At 60.4% G+C, this 21,844-nt stretch carries 18 protein-coding genes; 16 read left to right on the top strand and 2 right to left on the bottom strand.

All coding sequences use genetic code 11. The annotated features are described in order from the left end of the window. Positions 1-29: 29 nt before the first annotated feature. On the bottom strand, positions 30-1,337 hold the full coding sequence (locus tag ASG19_RS15365) for an extracellular solute-binding protein (protein ID WP_062460416.1): 1,308 nt from the start codon (positions 1,335-1,337) through the stop codon (positions 30-32). Positions 1,338-1,518: 181 nt separating this feature from the next. On the opposite strand from ASG19_RS15365, the gene ASG19_RS15360 reads away from it, so the two are divergent. Next, complete coding sequence (locus tag ASG19_RS15360; RefSeq protein WP_062460414.1) at positions 1,519-2,679, top strand: ROK family transcriptional regulator; 1,161 nt, start codon at positions 1,519-1,521, stop codon at positions 2,677-2,679. A gap of 21 nt (positions 2,680-2,700) precedes the next feature. On the opposite strand, the gene ASG19_RS15355 is transcribed toward ASG19_RS15360, so the two are convergent. Continuing rightward, positions 2,701-4,776, bottom strand: a complete 2,076-nt coding sequence (locus tag ASG19_RS15355) for a HAMP domain-containing methyl-accepting chemotaxis protein (RefSeq protein WP_062460412.1) — start codon at positions 4,774-4,776, stop codon at positions 2,701-2,703. Positions 4,777-5,505: 729 nt separating this feature from the next. Between ASG19_RS15355 and ASG19_RS15350 the strand changes: the two genes are divergently transcribed. The 15 genes from ASG19_RS15350 (at position 5,506) to ASG19_RS15280 (ending at position 21,702) form a co-directional block, all read left to right on the top strand. After that, the gene (locus tag ASG19_RS15350; protein WP_174197535.1) at positions 5,506-5,886 is read left to right on the top strand and encodes a hypothetical protein; all 381 of its coding nucleotides are present in this window, start codon (positions 5,506-5,508) and stop codon (positions 5,884-5,886) included. A 223-nt stretch (positions 5,887-6,109) separates the two neighbouring features. Next, positions 6,110-7,234: an ABC transporter ATP-binding protein gene (locus tag ASG19_RS15345; RefSeq protein WP_082476353.1), complete on the top strand. Its 1,125-nt coding sequence runs from the start codon at positions 6,110-6,112 to the stop codon at positions 7,232-7,234. A gap of 90 nt (positions 7,235-7,324) precedes the next feature. After that, the gene (locus ASG19_RS15340; protein ID WP_062459092.1) at positions 7,325-8,302 is read left to right on the top strand and encodes an ABC transporter substrate-binding protein; all 978 of its coding nucleotides are present in this window, start codon (positions 7,325-7,327) and stop codon (positions 8,300-8,302) included. A gap of 4 nt (positions 8,303-8,306) precedes the next feature. Beyond that, positions 8,307-10,010: an iron ABC transporter permease gene (locus ASG19_RS15335; RefSeq protein ID WP_062459089.1), complete on the top strand. Its 1,704-nt coding sequence runs from the start codon at positions 8,307-8,309 to the stop codon at positions 10,008-10,010. Positions 10,011-10,441: 431 nt separating this feature from the next. Next, on the top strand, positions 10,442-11,587 hold the full coding sequence (locus tag ASG19_RS15330) for an ABC transporter ATP-binding protein (RefSeq protein WP_062460410.1): 1,146 nt from the start codon (positions 10,442-10,444) through the stop codon (positions 11,585-11,587). Between the two features lie 2 nt (positions 11,588-11,589). Beyond that, a complete protein-coding gene (locus ASG19_RS15325) occupies positions 11,590-12,510 on the top strand; it encodes a sugar ABC transporter permease (RefSeq protein ID WP_062459086.1) in 921 nt (306 codons plus the stop codon). Further along, the gene (locus tag ASG19_RS15320; protein ID WP_062459075.1) at positions 12,510-13,331 is read left to right on the top strand and encodes a carbohydrate ABC transporter permease; all 822 of its coding nucleotides are present in this window, start codon (positions 12,510-12,512) and stop codon (positions 13,329-13,331) included. The genes ASG19_RS15325 and ASG19_RS15320 overlap by 1 nt, the downstream gene beginning before the upstream one ends. Before the next feature lie 45 nt (positions 13,332-13,376). Next, complete coding sequence (locus ASG19_RS15315) at positions 13,377-14,669, top strand: ABC transporter substrate-binding protein (RefSeq protein WP_062459073.1); 1,293 nt, start codon at positions 13,377-13,379, stop codon at positions 14,667-14,669. 68 nt (positions 14,670-14,737) lie between these two features. Further along, positions 14,738-15,538, top strand: a complete 801-nt coding sequence (locus tag ASG19_RS15310) for a phosphodiesterase (protein ID WP_062460408.1) — start codon at positions 14,738-14,740, stop codon at positions 15,536-15,538. A gap of 239 nt (positions 15,539-15,777) precedes the next feature. Next, positions 15,778-16,782 carry a TRAP transporter substrate-binding protein gene (locus ASG19_RS15305; protein ID WP_244476188.1) on the top strand — a complete coding sequence of 335 codons (1,005 nt, stop codon included), beginning with the start codon at positions 15,778-15,780 and terminating at the stop codon, positions 16,780-16,782. 90 nt (positions 16,783-16,872) lie between these two features. Continuing rightward, entirely contained in the window at positions 16,873-17,382 is a 510-nt protein-coding gene (locus ASG19_RS15300) for a TRAP transporter small permease (protein WP_062459070.1), read from the top strand. Between the two features lie 2 nt (positions 17,383-17,384). Next, on the top strand, positions 17,385-18,671 hold the full coding sequence (locus ASG19_RS15295; RefSeq protein WP_244476187.1) for a TRAP transporter large permease: 1,287 nt from the start codon (positions 17,385-17,387) through the stop codon (positions 18,669-18,671). Positions 18,672-18,823: 152 nt separating this feature from the next. Beyond that, positions 18,824-19,432 carry a J domain-containing protein gene (locus ASG19_RS15290; protein ID WP_062459068.1) on the top strand — a complete coding sequence of 203 codons (609 nt, stop codon included), beginning with the start codon at positions 18,824-18,826 and terminating at the stop codon, positions 19,430-19,432. Between the two features lie 237 nt (positions 19,433-19,669). Then, the gene (locus ASG19_RS15285) at positions 19,670-20,149 is read left to right on the top strand and encodes a formate dehydrogenase subunit gamma (RefSeq protein ID WP_062459065.1); all 480 of its coding nucleotides are present in this window, start codon (positions 19,670-19,672) and stop codon (positions 20,147-20,149) included. Further along, on the top strand, positions 20,146-21,702 hold the full coding sequence (locus ASG19_RS15280; RefSeq protein ID WP_062459062.1) for an NADH-quinone oxidoreductase subunit NuoF: 1,557 nt from the start codon (positions 20,146-20,148) through the stop codon (positions 21,700-21,702). Before ASG19_RS15285 ends, ASG19_RS15280 begins: the two co-directional genes overlap by 4 nt. Positions 21,703-21,844: the final 142 nt, after the last annotated feature.

Below are 21,844 nucleotides of genomic sequence, written 5' to 3'. Positions count from 1 at the left end.
CGCCCCATGCTGTGAAAGATGAAGAGAGCTCAGGGAAGCTTCTTGCCCTTGTAGGTCTGCTCGAAACGGCGGAGCAGCTGGTCGCCGCGCTTCTTGGTGTTGTCGAGAGCGACCTGCATGGTCTGCTGACCGGAAAACGCCTTCTGGGTTTCTTCCATGAAGACTTCACGGAACTGCACGTAGAAGCCGAGGCGGATGCCGCGGGTATCCGGCGTCCCGGGCTGGTTCATGGATTCGACACCGAGCTTGGCGGTCGCGTATTTGGGCGAGTTCGCCTCGTCGCTTTTGGCAATTGCATCAAGAACGTCGGTCGTGACAGGCACGTAGCCCGTGTTGGCCGTGAAGAACATCTGCTGTTCGGGCATGCGGAGGAAGTCGAGGAAAGCCTTGGCGGCCTCGATCTCGGCCTTGTCGTGGCCCTTCATGACATAGATGGATGCACCGCCGACGAAGGTGTTGTGGCGCTGAAAGCCTTCGTACATCGGGGCCATCGAAACGGTCAGCTGGTACTTGCCGTCGAAGGCCTTGGAAGCCGCAGCATAGGAACCGGAGGACTGTTCCATCATCGCGCATTCACCGGCATTGAAGGCTGCGGTGTAATTGCCGGCCTTGGTGTCGGCGGCCAGACGGACGAGCCCTTCCTTGCGCCACTGGACCAGGTTGGCGAGATGCTTGGCAGCGAACGTCGTGTTGACGAGGTATTCCGCATCAAGCCCGTCATACCCGTTGTGCTTGGTCGCAATCGGCAGGCCATGGCGGGCGGAGAACTGCTCGAGGACACGCCAGGTGTCGCCATCGGTGACGAACGGGCACGCGTGGCCCGCAGCCTTCAGCTTGCGAGCGGCTTCGATAATGCCTTCCCAGGTCGTCGGCGTCTCGGTGATGCCGGCTTTCTCCAGTTCGGTCTTGTTCGTGTAGAACAAAAGCGTCGAAGCGTTGTAAGGCTGGGCAAAAAGCTTGCCGGTGGAGGTTTCGTAATAGGTGCGGGCACCGGCGATATAGGTGTCCCACTTCACCTCGGGCATCAGATCTTGGATAGGCTCGACGGCATCGGACAGCATTAAGTCAAGCGTACCGGCATCGAAGAACTGGATGAGAACCGGATGGTTCCTGGCGCGGTAAGCGGCGATCGCCTTCTGCATGGAGACTTCGTATGAGCCCTGGCCGACGCAAGTCACCTTGTGCTCGCTCTGCGAGCCGTTGAAAGCATCGCACTGAGCCTTGATCGCAGTTTCGACCGGGCCGGTATTGCCATACCAGAATTCGAAATTGGTTGCCTGAGCGGACCCGGCACCCGCCATAACGGCAGCCACAGCCGCCAGAGTGAATTTGTTCATCATCGCCCTTGCCCCTTGCGTAACCGAGCCCCGCCCGGTCTTCGTGGCGGTTTATTACGCTTTGAGTGTAACAACTACGTGACGACGGTCCGGGCTTGAAATCTCATTCCCCGGCTTCTAAAATAGGCCGTGTTGCAGATGGAGACATCGCGATTATTACACCCGTTCAGTGGATTGGCGCGTGCTAGGCAAATACATCCCCGAGGCCTTGATCGCCACTCGCTTTCTTCGAGCAAACGAGACAGCGGTCGTTTCCTCAAACGAGCGCCGTCTGCTGCAACTGATCTGGCGAAATCCCGGCATCTCCCGCTCCGAAATCACCGCCCATATCGATCTTACCCAGCAGTCCGTTCACCGCATCCTCGATCACCTGGCTGCGCGCAACATCATCCGCCTTGGTTCGGCAAGGCCCGGCCTGGGGCGCGGCCAACCCAGCCCGATGCTGCACCTGAATGGTGCCCATGCCTATGCCTGCGGCATCTCGGTCAATACCGACATCATCGGCATCTGCCTGATCGATCTGGCCGGCGCGATTCTTGGCGAGCGGGAAGTGCCGCTGCGCGAGACCACGATGGAGCAGGCGCTTCAACTGGTGAAACAGCAGGTCATCGATCTGCAGCGCCAGAACAGCCTGGCTGAGGACGACCTATTCGGCGTCGGCTTTGCGATTGCCGGCTATCATGTCGATGGCACGCGTCACAATGCACCGCTGCCGCTGCACGAATGGTCGATGATCGAGCTTGGCCCCATCATCACCGATCTATTCGATCGGCCTGCCTGGGTGATCAACGGCGGCAAATCCGGTGCCATCGCCGAATCGATGTTCGGGATCGGCCGTTTCATCCGGCATTTCGCCTATCTGAGCTTCAACTATGGCTTCGGCGGCGGCGTGATTATCGACGGAGAGTTGCTGCATGGAGGAAGGGGCAATGCCGGCGAGTTTTCCGGCCTCTATGATGAAGTCGAGACGGACCGCCGGCCGGCGTTGCAACATCTGATCGACAGGATCAATCGGAATGGAGTCCATGTACCATCCATCCACTTTATGCGCCGCCATTTCGATCGTGACTGGCCTGGCGTGTCGGACTGGGTGGAAGACGTAACGCCGGCCTATATCCGCCTCGTCAATGCCATTCGCGCCACACTGGACCCTCAAGCAATCGTCTTCGGCGGCGAGATCCCGGCCCAGCTGGCATTGATGCTGATCGAACGGACAAAGATCTTCGATCGGCCCCGTTACGGCGCCCATCGGGGTGGACCGAAGCTCATTGTGTCGGAGATACCGAGCGACGCAGCCGCCATGGGAGCAGCGATCCTGCCCTTTCGGCGGATGTTTTACTAGCTTCCGCGAACCTCGTTTCAATCACGCAGCGCGGTCTACCCCACGCGCGTGAGTGTCACGCGAAGACGTTTCCACCGCGAGCTGGAACATGCCCACAAGACCGCGTAGGCGTTGCGCCTCGTTCATGAGCAGTGCGCTTGCCGCATTGTTTTCCTCGACCATCGCGGCATTTTGCTGTGTTCCGTGATCGAGCATGTTGACGGCCATGTTGATTTCGTTGAGGCCGACGGATTGTTCGCGAGCCGAAAGGGCAATCGCTTCGACTTGCGTGGTGATCGCTTCCACGCGGCCGGTGATTTCGGTCAGTCCTTCGCCGGTCTCACGGACGCAGCGAACGCCGTCTAGAACTTCTCGGTCAGACGTCTGGATCAGTTGCTTGATTTCTCGTGCGGCTTCCGCCGACCGTCCTGCCAGAGCGCGGACCTCCTGGGCAACCACCGCAAATCCTCGTCCTGCCTCCCCCGCTCTTGCCGCCTCGACCCCGGCGTTGAGAGCCAGAAGATTGGTCTGGAAGGCGATCTCGTCGATCACGCCGATGATTCCGCCGATTTTGGTCGACGAGATCTCGATGCGTGCCATGGCTTTCAACGCATTTGAAACGAGCACAGCTGTGCTTTCACTCGCGGCATTGGTTTCGCTGGCAATACGATGGGCGTCTTGCGATCGGCGCGACGCGTTGCCGACATTGGCAGTGATCTGTTCGAGCGCTGCCGCGGTCTCTTCGAGCGATGCGGCCTGCTGCTCGGTACGGCGGGACAGATCGTCAGCGCTCGAGGCGATCTCGCGGCTTCCCCCCTCGATGGAAATGCTTGCATGGGCGATCGAGCTCATGACATCGGCCAACTGGGCGACTGTTGCATTGAGATCGCGGCGTAGATTTTCGAAGTCCGGCGCAAATGGCTCGGTCAGTTCGAAAGCGAGATCGCCGCTTGCCAAACGCCGCAGCCCTTCGGCGAGACCTCCGGTTGCATGGCTCAATCGTGCCCTTGCCTCGGTCTCTGCTTCCCGTTGCAGGCGGACGCGTTCACCTTCCGCGTTGGCCCGTACGGTCGCTGCTTCTTCTTCCAAACGACGGTTGGCGATCGCCGCCTCCCGAAACGTGTGCAGCGCGCCGGCCATGGCACCGAATTCGCTGCGAGATCCAAACGACGGGATCGCAAGATCCGTCTGTCCCTCGGCGAGTTTACCCATGGCACCGGTCATCGCCGCGACTGGCCGCGTAATGGACCGGCCGATAATCCAGACGCCGCCACCAAGCCCGACGATCGCCAGCAGAACCAGGCCGGCGACGACGGTAAGGTTGCGAGACGCGACTCTTTCATTTTCCACGAGGATAGTCTCGCGCTCCGTTTCGTAAGCTGTGCTGACAGCCTGCACCTGCGGCTCTAACGCAAGGTAGGCAGCTGCAACATCCTTGCGGGTCTCTGCTTCCCCAATGCTGGCTTCGGCGTAAAAGCGAAATGCCGATCGGTAAATTTCCAGGCCATCGAGCACCCGGCTGCGCTGCGCGCCTGGGCGGAAGGCGTTCTTCACAAGCGTCGCGAATGTCTCAGCCTCCTCTGTGTGTTTTTGCAGATATGAGGCATCGCCACGCAGTATGAAGTCTTTCTCATGACGCCGCAGCATCAACATGCTGGCGCGAATAGCGGTATCGTCGACGGAGTCCAGACGTCCCTCGATCGAATGAACCGCCGAGCGCATGGCGCCCTGCAAGCCATTGTCCTGATCGAGACCAAGGTCCTGATTGTTCTTCACAAGCGTATCAAACGCTGCTTCGTAGGCGGTCAGGCCAATGCTCAGTTGGTCGAGTTGGGCTGCGAGATCAGGAGTGGCGGAACGACGAAGGCTCGCCAGCACGCTACGACCTTGAGAAACGGCTGCCTTGAACTTTTCCGTGCTGGCCATCTCTTTTTCGAGCAGGAATGCCTGCTGGAACATGTAGCTGGCGCTCACGCTGGCCGACAGGCTTGCAACGTCGGCTTTGCTCTCGGCAAGCGCATCTGCAGCGGCACGATATCCGTGCTCGACGTGGCGCTGACCGATAAAGATGGCGCAGATCGTGATGATACCGACGAGCGCCATCGCCGCCAGGAGCATGACGCGCTGCGAGATTCGAAGATGGGCGAAGAGCAAAGGCTTAGACCTCAAAGGCAAGAAAACAGCGGCATCAATGCCCTTCGGCTCTTAAGCAAATGTCTACGGAGTGTGAATTTACTGTGACACAGCCGCGTGCGTGCCGGTGCGGCGCAGCTCACTTGCCCCCTCGGCTAGATTGCGGAAGAGGGCTTCAGCACACTGAAGCTGTGATCATTGTGGAGTGCGATAACACCCTCGTATTCAAGGGCATAGAGAGCGTTGAGTAGCTCGTGCCTGGAAAACTTCACTGTCGTCGGCGTGTTTGCGATCGTGCGAAACCGAATCTGCGACGGCGGCCTCAGCCGCAATCGTCGCAATAGATCCGATAAAGCATGCACAACTTCGAGATGGGTTCTCAACGACCGGGTCTCCAGGTAACACTCTCGATCAGCGCAACACGCGCCGAAGCGACAATGCTGTCTCCAGCTATCCCTGGTCTATTTCAGTTTTGTGACGCGGCTTGAGGAATAAGATGGCCTTGCCCAAGCAGTCGTCTGCGGAATCCTGGGCGGGCGTCCCCTGATGGACTTGAGAGCCATGATGGCTGCCCCGTGTGCGATCCTGACACGAGGTCTGTCCGATCCAGTTTGACACCAGGCCGGGCAGTCGTCAGGATCAATTTGCCCTGAACGACATTCGCACACCGTCGTCATCGGAACCGAACTTTCATCCGAAAAAGGAATCGTCCTCATGGGCAAGAAACTGAACAAGGTCTACGAGGCGCTCGTCAGTGGCGCAGCCGACGGTCTAACCGGCAAAGAACTCTATGCTCATGTCGTAGACGAATGCCCGAAGACATCGAGCAAACGCATTGTCAAAGCCTCCCTGTTTGCGTTGTCCGACCCGGACATCAAGGAGAGGGGTCTGCTGGAAGCGATCTACGCGCTTGCTATCGACTATCGCCTGTCCTCGCTGGGGGTCGATGAAGAAACTCAGGAGACAGATGACGAAAACAGTCCGGCTCCACTTGTTTCACAGGAACTGAGAAACCGGCTCGAAAGCACGGTTTCGATTATTCCGGCCATTCGAGAGGACGCGACATTACCCGAACCGTCTAAAGGCATCCATTGAGTGCAGATAGGCACCGCTCGATCCGACGCACTCAGCGTCCATCGGGCACGTCCGTCACAGCAATTTCCAAGGGCTTGATGGCCTTCAGTACGAATTCGATAGCGAGAATATCGACCTCGTTCTACTGCCCTACCCAGTCGGAACTGGCTATGCCTCGCACCTGACCGTCATCCACACGTCACATATTCGTGGAATCTGATCTTGACGATCGGAGGGCGATTACGTGCCGTATCTATGCCTCAACGCGATATCGAAGCACTTCGACCAGTTCACAGCGCTGGATAGCGTCTCGCTCGCGATACCCGACGGAGCGTTTCTCGCCTTGCTTGGACCTTCAGGCTGCGGCAAGACCACTCTTCTGCGCCTGATCGCCGGGCTTGAGCATCCCGATCAAGGAGAGATCCGTTTCGACGATCAGTTAGTCGCCGGTGATGCCGTCTTTGTCCCACCGGAAAAGCGTCGCGTTGGCATGGTCTTTCAGTCGTATGCGCTCTGGCCGACGATGACCGTACGAAAAAATATCGAGTTCGGCTTGAAAGTCGCCGGGCTCACGGTTCAGGAGCGAAACCAACGCATCGATGAGGTTCTGGACGTCGTCGGGCTTCGGGGGCTGGATGGCCGCCGACCGCACGAACTGTCGGGTGGACAGCGGCAAAGGGTAGCGCTTGCTCGCTCGCTCGCAACCAGACCGCAACTCATCCTGCTCGATGAACCGCTTGCCAATCTCGATTCTCACTTGCGTGAGGCCATGCTCGCGGAATTCCGCCGCATCCATAGTCTGACCGGCGCCACATTCGTATTCGTCACCCATGATCAGGACGAGGCGATGGCGGTTGCGACGCATGTCGCCGTCTTGGACCGGGGCCGGCTACAGCAGCTCGGTACGCCGGAAGAGCTTTACCGCCAGCCGTCTTCGAGCATGGTTGCCCGTTTCATCGGTCGGGGACGGACGCTGCCGGTCCAAGTGGTTGAGTCCGGAGCGGGTCGAACGAAGGTCATGCTCGGCCAGCAGCTCCTCGACATGCCGGGCGAGGCCCCGACAGGCTATGGCTGGCTGTGCTGTCATGCCTCCGATTTCAAGCGCGTGCCTGAGGGCGGCCACCTGAAGGTCGAGCTCCTGGGGCAGGTCTTTCAGAACGGCGTCTTCCTCAGCCACTGTCTGCCGACTGAGATTGACGGCGACGTCGTCAGCCTGCCGCTCGAGGAGCGGTTAGCGCCCGGCACATCGATCGAACTCGTCCTTACGGGCGGCTGGGTGATCGGCGACGGCGGAACAGGCCAAACCTGGGCCGGCCGTGTCACTGGTCGATCGTCAACCTGTCGTTCTGCCGTCATCTCTGTGAGCTAGGCGAAACAGCACCTGCCGAACCGGTGGCCGTCTCCCCATCGCCCGGGCGGGGCCGCGTTCATAACAATCTGCCCTATCAACGAGGTTCTCATGTTCTTCCGCACGCTCGTCGCCACAACCATTCTTGCCGGCCTCGCCTTCCAGGCCGCGGCCGCAGACACGATCACCGTTTACACCTCGCAGCCGCAGGATCAGATGACCAAGGTCATCGAGGCGTTCAACGCCGACCATCCAGAGATCAAGGTTGAACTCTTCCGTTCCGGCACGACCGAGGTCATGGCCAAGCTGCAGGCTGAATATGCCGCTGGCAACAGCCCGGCCGACGTCATCCTGATCGCTGATACCGTCGCGATGACGCAGTTGAAGAACGACGACCGCCTTCTGGCCTTTACCGACGCTCCGGTTGCGGGCATAAACCCGGCCTTCATCGATGCCGACAAGACCTTTTTCGGCACCAAGGTGATCACCACAGGGATCATCTACAACACGAACCTCGTGAAGACCGCCCCGAAGAGCTGGAACGACCTGCTTGCCGCCGATGCGGCCAAGAGCCTTATCATGCCAAGCCCGCTCTATTCCGGTGCGGCCGTCATCCATGTCGGCACGGTAACGCAGCAGCCTGAATTCGGCTGGGCGTATTACGAAAAGCTGGCCGAGGCCGGCGCCGTTGCCGGCCAGGGCAATGGCACGGTTGTCGAAGCCGTTGCGCGCGGCGAAAAGGCCTACGGCATCATCATCGAATACATGGCCCTCAACGCCAAGAAGAAGGGTTCACCCGTCGACTTCGTCTTTCCCGCAGAAGGTGTAAGCTCGATCACCCAGCCAGTCGCCGTGCTCAAGGGGTCCGATCAGGTCGAGGCAGCCAAGACCTTCGTCGCCTGGCAGCTCTCCAAGGCAGCCCAGGTACAGGCCGCCGCCCAGGGCTATTTCCCGATCCTGCCCGGTGTCGCGCAGCCGGAAGGGTACCCGGCGCTTACCACACTGAAGATCCTGCCCGCCGATAGCGATGCCATGCTCAAGGCCGACAAGGAAACCAAGGAAAAGTTCGCGGAACTGTTTGGCGGTTGACCCTATGATCCGCAGACCCGTTATGGGCCGGCCGCATCGTTTGGGAGGCGAGCATCTGCTCGTCTCCCTTCTCGTTTTATACGTGTCCTTCACGACGCTATGGCCGCTCGCGCGGCTCTTTTCCGCCGCCTTCCAACCCGGCGAGGACGGCACGCCGCTCGGGCTGATGCTGACCACGCTCGCCAGTCGCTCGGCACTCAGGGCGCTCTCGGGAACGCTGCAGACCGCGCTTCTGTCCGTTGCCGTGTCGACTGTCATCGGCGTGGCGCTCGCCTTTGCAGTCAGCCTTTTGAAACTCCGCACCCGCGCCGCACTGACCTTTCTCATCCTGATCCCGCTGATCGTGCCGTCGCAAACCATGGCGCTTGCCTGGATTGAACTCTTTGGCGCGCAGTCGCCGATCCTGAAACCGCTCGGCCTTGCGCCACCGCCGGGCTCCACCAACCCGCTTTATTCAACTGGCGGGATCGCGCTTGTGATGGGCATCGAACACATGCCGCTGGTTTTCATTGCTGTCCGGGCGGCGCTGCGGGCACTGCCGGCCGACCTTGTCGAGGCCGCGCGCATCCTCGGTATTTCGCCAGGCAGGATCGGCCTCGGAATCGTCTTACCCATCGTCATGCCTTCGGTGCTGGCTGGAAGCTTGATCGCGTTCACCGCGGCGATTGGCAATTTCGGCGTGCCGGCACTTCTTGGCATTCCGGGCCGCATCTCGGTCCTGACAACGTTGATCTACCAACGGCTGAACGGCTTCGGCCCGGCCGCCGCCGGCCAAGTGGCGACACTGGCGCTGATGCTCGCTGCCATGGCGGCGCTTGCCATCGTCCTGCGCAACATCGTCACGACCCGCATCGCCGTGCCGCTTCCGGCCGGGACACCCTTCGTGCCTACCCGCCGCGCGCCTGTAATCGAGTTCCTGCTGTGGATCGTGGTGCTCATCCTGTCGCTCGTGCCGCTCGCGGCGCTGACCATGACTGCGCTCTTGCCGGCCATCGGGGTGGCCTTCGGACCCGACACGATAAGCCTCGACCAGTTCCGCGCCGTGCTCGACAATCCGACCGTGCGAAGGGCTTTTGCCAATTCGCTGCTGCTCGCCGTGATCACGGCCGCAATTTCGATGCTGGTGGCCGTACCGCTGGCCTTTCTTTCTCAACGCCGTACAAATCCTGTGCTCCGGCTGCTTGATTTCGTCATCGAGGGGCCCTGGGTCGTTCCCGGCACTGTTGTCGCGCTCGGCATGATCCTCGCGTTCCTCAAGCCGCTGCCGCTGATCGGGCTGTCGCTCTACGGGACCATGGCGATCCTCGTCATCGCCTATCTCTCGCGCTTCCTGCCGCTGGTGCTCCGGCCCGTGGCCGCCGCCGCGCAATCAGCCGACCCCGCACTGGACGAGGCGGCTCGCATTACCGGCGCCGGTCTTAATCGCCGCATCCTGTCCATCTTCTTGCCCGGCGTGCTACCGGCCGCGGCTGCCGGGGCGATTCTGGTCGTGATGACGGCGCTCAACGAGCTGACGCTTTCGACACTGCTCTGGTCGTCGGGAAATGAAACCATAGGTGTGATGATTTTTGCTCTTCAGTATGAAGGAAACTCGACTGGCGCAGCGGCAGTCGCAGTTCTCTCAACCCTCCTCGTGTTGAGCCTTGCCGGGGGAGCGACATTGATTGGCTCAAGCATGCCGAAGGGTACGCTACCTTGGTTGGAGTGATTGAAGTACGGGGGTTTGATGGACAAGAGCCGCCACCGATCCTGTCGATCTACACGCTTTCCGGCAGAACACGCTCGGCATCGCCAACGATTTTGCGTGTTTCTTCGCCTTTCACGCGATTACAGTCCTTAATGCGCGCTCTCCATGTACCGAAGTATCGCAATGCGGCACCAGAAGTGACCCTCCGATGCCCTCTTGATTTCGTAAGTAAATCCATGGCGAATTCTCAGTGACATGCGCCAGAAAGTCGGTCTCGCATCATTTTTACTGGATCTCAGTGAGCTACCCGATACGCCGATCGGATGCCTGAGGGTCAGGCCCGGCACCCACCAGTCCACCTCCCGCCCTCCTCCTCCGTTACATAACCTTCTCAAAACTGTCGCAACACAGTCATGTCGCGGCTGCATAGCCCCTTCGAAAAGGAGCTCAGAATGCAGCCTCAATCGCTTAACATTGCCGGCATCGGGAAAGGCTTCGGGGCCGACGACGTCCTGAAGGGCATCGACCTATCCATCCGTCCTGGCGAGTTTCTATCGCTCGTGGGCATGTCCGGCTGCGGCAAATCCACGTTGCTCCGGATCATCGCAGGCCTTGAGACCGCGGATCGCGGAACGGTGTCGATCGGCAGCCGCGACGTCACCGATGTGGATCCGTCCGACCGCAATCTGGCGATGGTCTTCCAGTCCTACGCGCTCTATCCTCATATGACCGTGCGCGACAATATCGCGACGCCGCTGCGCATGCGCCGCCTTTCGGTCTGGTCGAGGTTGCCGCTGATCGGGCGCATGATCGCGAATGCCGAAACGCTCCGCGAGATCGACGCTTCGGTGAAAGAAGCAGCCGACGTGCTGCAGATCGGCCACCTGCTCGATCGCAGGCCGGCACAGCTTTCGGGCGGACAGCGCCAGCGCGTGGCGCTTGCCCGCGCCCTGGTCCGTTCGCCCTCTGCATTCCTGATGGATGAGCCGCTGTCCAACCTCGACGCAAAATTGCGGGCTCATATGCGGGGCGAACTCACCAACCTGCACAGCCGCCTTGGCGCCACCTTCATCTATGTCACCCATGACCAGATCGAAGCGATGACCATGTCGGACCGCATCGCCCTGATGTCGGAAGGTCGCATCGAGCAGCTCGGCACGCCGGATGAACTTTACCGGCGCCCATCGACCTTGACCGTGGCGCGTTTCATCGGATCGCCATCGATCAATCTCCTGCCCGTCGAGCTGGACGCATCCGGAGAGATCGTTCTGTTTGGACAAAAGCTTGGCATCACCGCACGAAATGCATGGCCGGGACCTGCGACACTCGGCATCCGCGCCGAAGACGTTTTTCCCGCAGCTGATGGCATCGAGGCAAGCCTCGTGCGGACTGAAACGCAGGGTGCCGACCGTTTCGTCACCTTCAATCTCATCTGCGACCCATCCATTTCTATCGTCATGCGGCAGCGGGTCGGTGACGATCTTGGCGCGGATGCGGATGGAAATGTTCGGTTGGCGTTTTCAAAGGAAGGCGTCCATCTTTTCGGGTCCGACGAGAAGCGCCGCGAGATCACCGTTCACGAACAGGTGCCGGCGTGAGTATGGCGGCTTCAACGGTAGAGGCAATTTCAGAGGCCCGGCCACGCAAATCGTCGACTGCACGCCGCATGGCGCGGCGGGGGCTTTTCTTCGTTGCTCCGGCTGTGCTGCTGATGCTCGCCATCTACATCATTCCGATGCTTGTTCTCGCCGTCTTCTCGGTCACGGACTATCAGCTCGGCGCCATGTCCACCAGCTTCGTTGGCCTCGACAACTTTCGCAAGGCGTTCAGCGATCCGGTATTCTTGCGGGCATTGTGGAACACGGTGCTTTACGCGGTCATCGTCATTCCGGCGGGTGTCATCCTGGCGCTCGGGGTGGCACTTCTCGTCTATAACCGCAAGCGCAGCCGCGGCTTCTGGGAGATCGCCTATTTTCTGCCGGTGACGGCAACGCTCGTGGCCATGGCAACGGTGTTCCAGTTCCTGCTGCATCCCTCGCTCGGGCCGGTCAATGCGGCGATCAAGTGGTTCGGCTTCGAGCCGGTCGGCTTTCTGTCCAACCCTTCGCTGCTGATCCCGACCATGGCGATCATCGGCATCTGGCAGGTGCTGGGCTTCAACATGGTGCTCTTTCTGGCCGGTCTGACCGCGATCCCGAAGGATCTGCACGAGGCCGTGAGGCTCGACGGCGCGAAGAACCCGATCGACCGTTTCCTGACGGTCACATTGCCGATGCTGGGACCGACCATGATGTTCGTCATCGTCACCACGTCGATATCGGCATTCAAGGTTTTCGAAACCGTCGCGGTTCTGACCAAGGGTCGTTCAGGCTCGGAAGTGCTGTTGTTCGCGCTCTACCTCGAAGGCTTCGAATATTCCAACACCGGCTATGCGGCCGCCCTCACCCTGATTTTCCTTGCCATCGTGCTGGTACTCTCGATCGGCCAGACGGTGCATATGGACCGGAAGGTACATTACTGATGGCCGCGCTCCGCAGATATTTGCCGCATGTCGTTCTGGCCGCCGGGGCCTTCGTGATGCTGCTGCCGTTCTACTGGATGTTTCTGACCTCCATCCGTTCGCCCGCCGAGATCTTCAGCGTCTCGCTCTGGCCGATCCCGGAGAAATTTGCAGCCCTCGACAACTATTCGCGGGCCGCCAGTCAGGTTCCGATGCTCCGCTTCATGATGAACGGCGTGATCGTCTGCTTCGGCATCCTGATCGTGCAGGTACTGACTGCGGTGCCTGCAGCCTACGCGCTCGCAAAGCTTCGCTTTCCCGGCCGCAAACTTCTGCTGACACTGGTCATCGCCGCACTGACCGTGCCCATCCAGGCGCTTGCCCTGCCACTCTTCGTCGGCCTCGCAAAAGCGCAGCTGCTGAACACCTATTTCGCAATGATGATGCCGTTTCTTCTCTCGGTCTTTGCGATTTTCCTCTTCAACCAGTCGTTCCGCAGCTATCCCGACGAGATCATCGAGGCCGCACGCATGGACGGATTTTCGGAACTCGAGATCTGCTTCCGGCTGGTGCTGCGCGGCTCTCTGCCTTCGCTTGCGGCCTTCTCGGTGTTCTCGCTGGTCGCCCACTGGAACGACCTCTACTGGCCGATGATCGTTGTCACCGACACCAATCTGGCGCCGCCGCCGCTCGGCATGCTGTTTTTCGCGGACGTAGAGTCCGGCGCGAACTACGGCGCACTGATGGCGGGTGCGACGATTATCACGGCCCCGATGGTTGTCTGCTTCCTTCTTGCCAGAAAACATTTCATCGCCGGCATCACCATGACCGGCGTGAAGTAACTGCTCTCCTCCTCCCTCCCCCAACCGAACTCTTCGGAGACCAAAATGCATATCACCAGACGGACCGCGCTTGGCGGACTGGCTCTCGGCCTCGCGCTGACAGGCTTTTCCACGCAAGCATCTGCAGCGGATGTCACTTTGAACGTGCTCTACAACCTGCCGGGCTTCACGAAATTCCATCAGCCGCTGGCCGATGAGTTCATGAAGAACAATCCGGACGTCAAGATCAACTTCCTGGCGCCAGCGCCCGGCTATAACGACGGCCAGCAGCAGGTTCTGCGCGCAGCCGTCACCGGCAACCTGCCGGACGTCTATTTCTCGGGCTACAATCTGACGGCAGAACTGGTCCACACACTGGCACCGCGCAAGCAGATCAACGATCTCGCTCCGTTCATTGAAAAGGATGGCGGCCAGGCTTTCCTCGACAAGAACTATTCGCCGAAGATGTCAGCGCTGGGCATGGTCGACGGCAAGCAGTACGGCCTGCCGGTCAACGCATCCTCGCCGATCATCTATGTCAACGCCGAACTGGTGCGCAAAGCCGGCGGCGATCCGGACAACATGCCGAAGACATTCGACGGCCTGATCCAGCTTGCGAACAAGATCCATGCGCAGGACGCCAAGGTGTCCGGCATGGGTTACGATATCAACCTGTGGCCGGATGACTGGTTGTGGCAGGCGCTTATCACCAATCAGGGCGGCAAGCTGGTCGACGAGACCACCAAGACCGTCGGCTTCGACAACGAGATCGGCCTCAACGCTCTGAAGCTCGCCCGTCGCTTCGTCACCGAAGGCGGCCAGAACCTGCTTGACTGGGACCAGTCGCGTCAGCAGTTCGGTGCAGGCCTCACCGGCTTTATCTTCTCGACGCCTGCCCATGTGCAGACGATCGAAGCCTTGGTCGGTGACCGCTTCAAGCTGGTGACCTCGACCTTCCCGCTGGATAACCCTGGAAAGGGCGGCGTACCGACCGGCGGAAACTCGGCCGTGATGCTGACCCAGGACAAGGAAAAGCAGGACGCAGCCTGGAAGTATATGAAGTGGGTGACAGGTCCGGAAGCGCAGAACGTCATCGTTCGCATCACCGGCTACCTGCCAACCAACAAGCTGGCCACCGGTCCGGAATTCCTGGCGCCCTACTATGCCGAGCATCCGAACGTCAAAACCGCTTCGCTCCAGGCTGAGCGCTCGCTGCCGTGGGCCGGTTATCCGGGTGGCGATTCCGTGCGCATCTGGCGCACCCAGCGCGACATCATCGGCACCGTCATGCGCGGCGAAGTCACGCCTGAGGCCGGTCTGAAGCAGATCGTCGAGCAGACCAACGCCCTGATGAAGTAATCGCGGACACCATGCCCAAGGTCGCGGGGAGCCTCCCCGCGACCAACTCCTATTTTAAGAGACCGACGATGAAAATTCTGCAGATCACCGATACGCACCTGATGCTGTCAGGCCAGTCCGTGAACGGTGTCGACCCCGAGAAACAGCTGCGCGCAGCCGTGGCTGATGTCCTCGAGAAGCACGCTGATGCGGACCTGTTGGTGATGACCGGCGACCTTTGCAATCACGGTGATCCCGAAGCCTACGACATCCTCAAGGATATCCTGGCGCCCGTACCGTTCGAAGTGCGCCTGATGCTCGGCAACCATGACGACCGGCCCAATTTCAGGGCGGCCTTCCCTGCCCATCCGGTCGATGCAAACGGATACGTACAGTCCTTCCTCGACACCGAGTTCGGGCGGCTTGTCTTTCTCGACAGCCATGAGGCGAGCGTCATCGGCGGTATCTACGGCGAAGACCGCATGGCGTTTCTGGACGAGGCGCTCGATAGCGCCGGCCAGCACCCGGTCACAGTCTTTATCCATCACCCGCCGATCGACTGCGGCATTGCCCATTTCGATCACATCGGCATGCATGACGACGGGCGGATCATGCGCCGGCTTGCCGGCCACAAAGCGGGCATCCGTCATATCGTGTTCGGCCATATCCATGTTCCGATGTCGGGAACGAGCGCCGAGGGCATCGCCTACAGCTCCGGTCAGGCCTGCGCCCATCGATTCGTGACAGACCTTGCCAATCCGATGCCGTTCTGGACGGGCGGCAATCCCTGCTACCGGATCATCAACCTCGATGGACATGGCCTGCGCGCCTACGCCGTGGAAGTGGGTGAGACGATCACCGGCCAGGCGCCGATCTGCGAAGGGCCTTGATTTCGGACGGTCGAGGCGAAGTCGTGCGCCTCGACCAAAGCCTGCGTCTTGCAGAGCCTGAAAGCAGGCGATGCGTCTTTTCCACCACAGACATCAGCCGTCGATCAGACTGCAACCGAAATACCTCCGGCGAGGCTCTTCTATCGGCCTTGGATGAACTTGACGTCTATCAGGTTTTCGCGGATGGAGGTCGTCCACATGCGCGGATGAGGACGACGCGCTCTACGGGAGGAAAACACGTGTTTCATGCGTTGAACAGACGGACTTTTGCTGGCGCCGTTGCGGCTGCCACCCTTGCAGCGACCTGGGCAACCGGTGCCTTGGCACAGGCAACCGAGGTGAAGATCGCCTACGCGCTGGCGCGCGATTCCCATTACGGTGCCGCCGCCGATGGCTGGGACAAATACGTTACCGAAACCAGCCAGGGCAAATTCAAGTTCACGCATTTCCCGTCCTCCGCACAGGGTGGCGAGCGCGAAGTCATCGAAGGCCTGCAGCTTGGAACCGGCGTCCAGGCCGTCGTGGTCTCCTCCGGGGCACTTTCCAACTTCGTACCCGAGATTGGCGTCACTGATATTCCGTTCCTGTTTCGCGACCTGACGCATGCGCGCGCCGTGCTGGACGGACCGATCGGTGAAGGCATCCTTGAAAAGTTCCGCGATCGCGAGCTGATCGCCCTTGCCTGGGGCGAGCAGGGCTTTCGCCACATCACCAACAACCGCCAGCCGATCGAAAAGCCGGAGGATCTGGCCGGGCTGAAGATCCGCACCATGGAAAATCCGGTCCATATCGCGGCCTTCAAGACGGCTGGTGCCGCACCGACGCCAATGTCCTGGCCGGAAGTCATTCCAGCCCTGCAGCAGGGCGCGATCGACGGACAGGAAAACCCGCTTTCGGTCATCGTCTCCGCCAAGCTCTGGGAAGTTCAGAAGTATCTGACGGTGTCCGGACACGTCTATTCGCCGGCAATGCTGATCGTGGCGCCATCGTTCTGGGAAAGCCTTTCCGAGGACGAACAGAAGATCTTTGCGGACGGTGCTTTGAAGGGCAAGGAAGCCATGCGCGCCTTCGTAGACGCCTCCGAAAAGAACGGCGTGGAAAAGGCGAAGGCGTCCGGCATGCAGGTCAACGTGCTCAGCGACGAGCAGAAGGCGGCGTTCCAGAAGTCGATACAGTCCGCCTATGACGGTTACTACAAGACCTACACCAAGGACCTTGTCGACCAGATCATCGCGACGAAATAAGCCCGAAAACACCGCGACGGGCGTCCGCTTCCGGTGGATGCCCGTTGCAGGATCGATCCGAGGGGCGGCGCTTCGAGCGCCGGGGGTGCAATGCAGAAATTCGAACGTATTTTCGTCGATCTCAATCGCTGGCTGCTGATCGCTATACTGTCTGCGATGGCGATCCTGGTGTTTCTCAACGTCTGCCTTCGGTTTCTCACCAATCAGTCGATCACCTGGTCGGACGAAGTTGCCCGCCACCTGATGATCTGGCTGACATTCATCGGAGCCGGCATTACGCTCAGGCACGGTTCGTTGACGGCGATCGACAACGTCCAGATCGCGGTCGGAGATCGCAAAGCCCGCATCCTTCGCATCATCTCGGCGATCATCATGTTCGCGTTCTTCGCGGTGATGATCTGGGCCGGCAAAACCTACGTTGGCCGCACGATGCTGCAGACGACGCCGTCCACGCAGATCCCCTTCGGCTATATCTATCTCGCGATCCCGATCGGCTTCACCCTTTTGACCATCCATCTTCTCCTGGTTCTGCGCACCTACGTCATCGGCGGCATGAGCGCGCTGCAGGGCGAAGACGACCTCCCGCCGGTTGCTGCCTGACCATGATGATTTCCATTCTCTTCGTTTCGTTTTTCATCCTGATGGCCGTCGGCGTGCCGATAGCCTTCACGCTGGCGATTTCGACCTGGCTCGCCGTCATTCTCGGCAGCCGCTATCCGCAGATCGTCGTGATCAAGGAAATGTTCTCAGGGGTGGACAGCTTCCCTCTGCTCGCCGTCCCGTTCTTTATCCTGGCGGCTGAACTGATGACGGGCGGCGCGCTCACCCATCATCTCCTGCGCCTTGCTGCCCAGTTCGTCGGCCGTGCCCGCGGCGGGCTCGGTTATGCCAGCATCATCTCGACAACGCTGTTTGCCGGCATTTCCGGCTCGGCACTTGCAGCAGCGGCCGGACCGGGCGCGATGACGATCCGGATGATGGAGAAAAGCGGTTACGAGAAGCGCTACGCATCCGCTTTGGCTGCGGCTGTGGCGATCGTCGATCCGATCATCCCGCCGTCGATCACCATGATCATCTATGCCCTGCAGGACAATCGCGTTTCGGTCGGCGGCCTGTTCGTTGCGGGCGTCATTCCTGGTCTCCTGATCTCCGCCGCGATGTGCCTGGTGAACTTCTACATTTCCCGCAAGCGCAACTACCGCTCGATGGATCTGCGGCCGACGCTTGCCGAGATGGTAAGGACGACGGTCTACGCGATGCCGGCAGTTGCCCTGATTGTCATCGTCGTCGGCGGCATCCGCGCCGGGTACTTCACCCCGACCGAGGCCTCCGTCATCGCGGTATTCTACTCGCTGTTCTGCGGCATGTTCATCTACCGCTCCCTGCACATGCGGGATCTGCCTGATATCATCTTCCGCTCGGCGATGATCACCGTCGGCATTCTGCTCATCCTCGCTGCCGCACGAGCCTTTGCCTGGGTGCTGATCATCGAAGGCGTGCCGCAATATATGGCGGACCTGATCATATCGTGGAACCTCAGCCCGATCATGTTCCTTCTCGCCGTCAACGTCCTTTTGCTGCTGTTCGGCACGTTTATGGATCCCCTTCCCGGCGTCATGATCCTGGTGCCGATCCTGGCGCCGATCGCCTTCAGCCTGGGGATCGATCCGATCCACTTTGCGATGATCGTTATTCTCAACCTGACGATCGGGCTGATTACTCCGCCCGTCGGCCAGCTTCTCTATGTCGTGTCGGCCGCGGTCAGGATCAGGGTCAGCGAGATCTCGCGGGAAATGACACCGTTCCTCATCGCCTATGTCGTGATCCTGCTTGTGATCACCTTCATTCCGGCGCTGTCGACCTGGCTGCCCCGTCTCACCGGTTTTTGATTTGAAGCGCCCGGACATGACTGCGGCGACACTCGGTAACCAAGGCCGGATATCGCCGCTAAAAGCACAGTTGTTTTCTGAAAAACACGGATAAATGTGGAACGCAGGTTCCCCGCTTGCTGTCATCGCATGTTGCCGCCATATAGACACCCATGACAGTCGATTCGAAGATATTTGTGGGCCTGAAGTCCATCCGCAAAAAGCCTGCGCCGCAGAGCGACACATCCGGGCCGAGATGCCAGTGGGATGGCTGCGAGAAGAAGGGTTCTCACCGCGCGCCGGTCGGCCAGGGCGGCGAAGGCCTGTATCTTCTATTCTGTCTCGAGCACATCAAGGACTACAACAAGGGCTACAACTTTTCCCCGGCCCAGTCGGATCCTGTGGTCGCCCGCTACCAGAAGGAAGCGGTCGCTGGCCAGCGCTCGACATTGGGCACCGGCGTCAAGCAGCCGACCGAGATCCCGATGCCGCTGACGACCCGCTCCGGGTCGGCAAAGGCGCTCAACGCGCGAAAGAGCGCGGAGCAGCGCAAGGCGCAAAAGGCGGAACAGCAGGCAAGAAAGCTCAAGGTTCTCGAAGCAAAGGCGTTCGAGACACTCGGACTTCCGCAAGACGCAACGCCCGCGCAGATCAGGCTCCGCTACAAGGAGCGCCTCAAGATGCACCATCCCGATGCAAACCAGGGCAGCCGAACATCAGAAGACGAGCTTCGCGCATCGATCGAGGCGCACAAGATCCTTAAGCTGAACGGCTTCTGCTGAGAATTCGTGCATCGCTATAGTTGCGGGTCTTGCAGTTAAGACTCGGACGCGTCCGAATGGCGGCAGGTTGTGCGATAGCTTTGTTCTATTGCGTAACCGTTCTGCACTATTGACCAAAAATCATGAGATGAGACACTTTCCTGCATCGTGAAGCTGGGTTCGCCCAGCTTGTACGTGTTTTGACCCCGTTGGCTGTCGTGGAGGGCGGCTTGCGGGATCAGCGGGGAGGCCGCTCATATGAACATGCATATTTCCGCCGGTGAGTTCACCGCGCGGTCGCTGAGCATTATCGCAAGCCTGAAGCATCTCGAGGGGCCGATGCTGCCCATCCTGCATGCCATTCAGGCGGAGTTCGGTTACGTGCCGGATGAGGTCAAGCAGGTGATCGCGACCGAACTCAACCTGTCTCGCGCCGAGGTGCACGGCGTCGTCACCTTCTATCACGAATTCCGCGATCATACGGCGGGCCGTCATGTGCTGAAGCTCTGTCGGGCCGAGGCCTGCCAGTCGATGGGCAGCGACCATATCGCGGATCGCGCCCGGCAGGTTCTCGGGATCGACTTTCACGAGACGACGCTCGATGGCGCGGTGACGCTGGAGCCGGTCTACTGTCTCGGTCTCTGCGCCTGCGCACCGGCCGCAATGATGGACGGCGAACTCTATGGTCGGGTCGACGAGCAGTGTCTCGGCGACATGGTACGGGAGGCAAGGCGATGACGGTTACGATCTTCGTTCCGCGCGATTCCGCAGCTCTGGCGCTTGGCGCAGACAGGGTGGCAAAAGCCATCGCCCAGGAAATCGACAGCCGCCGGCTGGATGCCAGACTTGTCCGCAACGGTTCGCGCGGCATGGTCTGGCTGGAGCCGCTGGTCGAAGTCGAAACGGACAAAGGGCGCATCGCCTACGGGCCGGTCAAAGCCGGCGACGTGGCCGGGTTGTTCGATGCCGGGCTGATGCAGGGCGGAGGTCATGACCTCTGTCTGGGGCTGACGGAGGAAATTCCTTTCCTTCGTCAGCAGACCCGGCTGACCTTTGCCCGCTGCGGCATCACCGATCCCCTGTCGCTCGAGGATTACCGGCGGCACAACGGACTTGTGGGCCTTCGGAGCGCCATCGCGATGTCGCAGGCGGAGATCGTCGCGATGGTTACCGACAGCGGTCTTCGCGGCCGCGGCGGTGCTGGTTTTCCGACCGGCATCAAGTGGAAGACGGTGATGGATGCGCCGGGCCCTCAGAAATACATCGTCTGCAATGCCGACGAGGGTGACAGCGGCACGTTTGCCGACCGGATGATCATGGAGGGTGATCCCTTCGTGCTGATCGAGGGCATGGCAATTGCGGGCATCGCGACCGGCGCCACAAAGGGTTACGTCTATACCCGTTCAGAATATCCGCATGCGATCGCCACGATGAGCGAGGCGGTCGAGATCGCCCGCGCGGCTGGCATCCTCGGGTCATCAGTGCTCGGTTCGGCCCATGCCTTCGACATCGAGATCCGCTCCGGTGCCGGGGCCTATGTCTGCGGCGAGGAAACGTCGCTCTTGAATTCGCTGGAAGGAAAACGCGGCGTCGTCCGGGCAAAGCCGCCGCTGCCCGCTCTCCAGGGTTTCCTCGGCCGGCCGACGGTGGTCAACAACGTCATCTCGCTCGCCTCCGTACCTGTGATCATGGAGCGGGGCGCCGAATTCTACAGGGATTTCGGCATGGGCCGCTCACGCGGCACGATCCCGATCCAGATCGCCGGCAACGTCAAGCATGGCGGCCTGTTCGAGACGGCTTTCGGACTGACGCTCGGCCAGATCATCGATGATATCGGTGGCGGCACGGCGACCGGGCGGCCGGTCAAGGCGGTGCAGGTGGGCGGTCCGCTCGGCGCTTACTTCCCACGCGAGCTGTTCTATACGCCCTTCGACTACGAGGCATTCGCCGAAAGAGGCGGGCTGATCGGCCACGCCGGCATCTCGGTGTTCGACGATAGCGCTGACATGCTGAAACAGGCCCGTTTCGCGATGGAGTTCTGCGCCATCGAAAGCTGCGGCAAGTGTACCCCCTGCCGGATCGGCTCCACCCGCGGCGTGGAAACCGTCGACAAGATCCGCGCCGGCATCGAGCCGGACAAGAACAAGGTGCTGCTCGAGGATCTCTGCAACACGATGAAGTTCGGCTCGCTCTGCGCGCTCGGCGGGTTCACGCCCTATCCTGTCATGAGCGCGATGAACCATTTTCCGGAGGATTTTGCGCCGGTGCCGATGGTGGAGGCGGCGGAATGATGAGGAGTGCTCCGCTCAGCAGACGAAAAGCCAACGATTTGGCTTTTCGAATGACGAATGCCCGCAGCTATAGCGAAGGGCGGGCAGCAAGTCCCCTCCCGCTCGCTGTGCTCGCCGCCCTCCCCCCCACAGGTGGGAGGGC

The sequence above is a fragment of the Rhizobium sp. Leaf306 genome (genome assembly GCF_001423425.1).
Taxonomy (GTDB): domain Bacteria; phylum Pseudomonadota; class Alphaproteobacteria; order Rhizobiales; family Rhizobiaceae; genus Neorhizobium; species Neorhizobium soli.
Note: the sequence above shows the minus strand (reverse complement) of the source record. Positions and strands in the feature narration are given on the sequence as shown.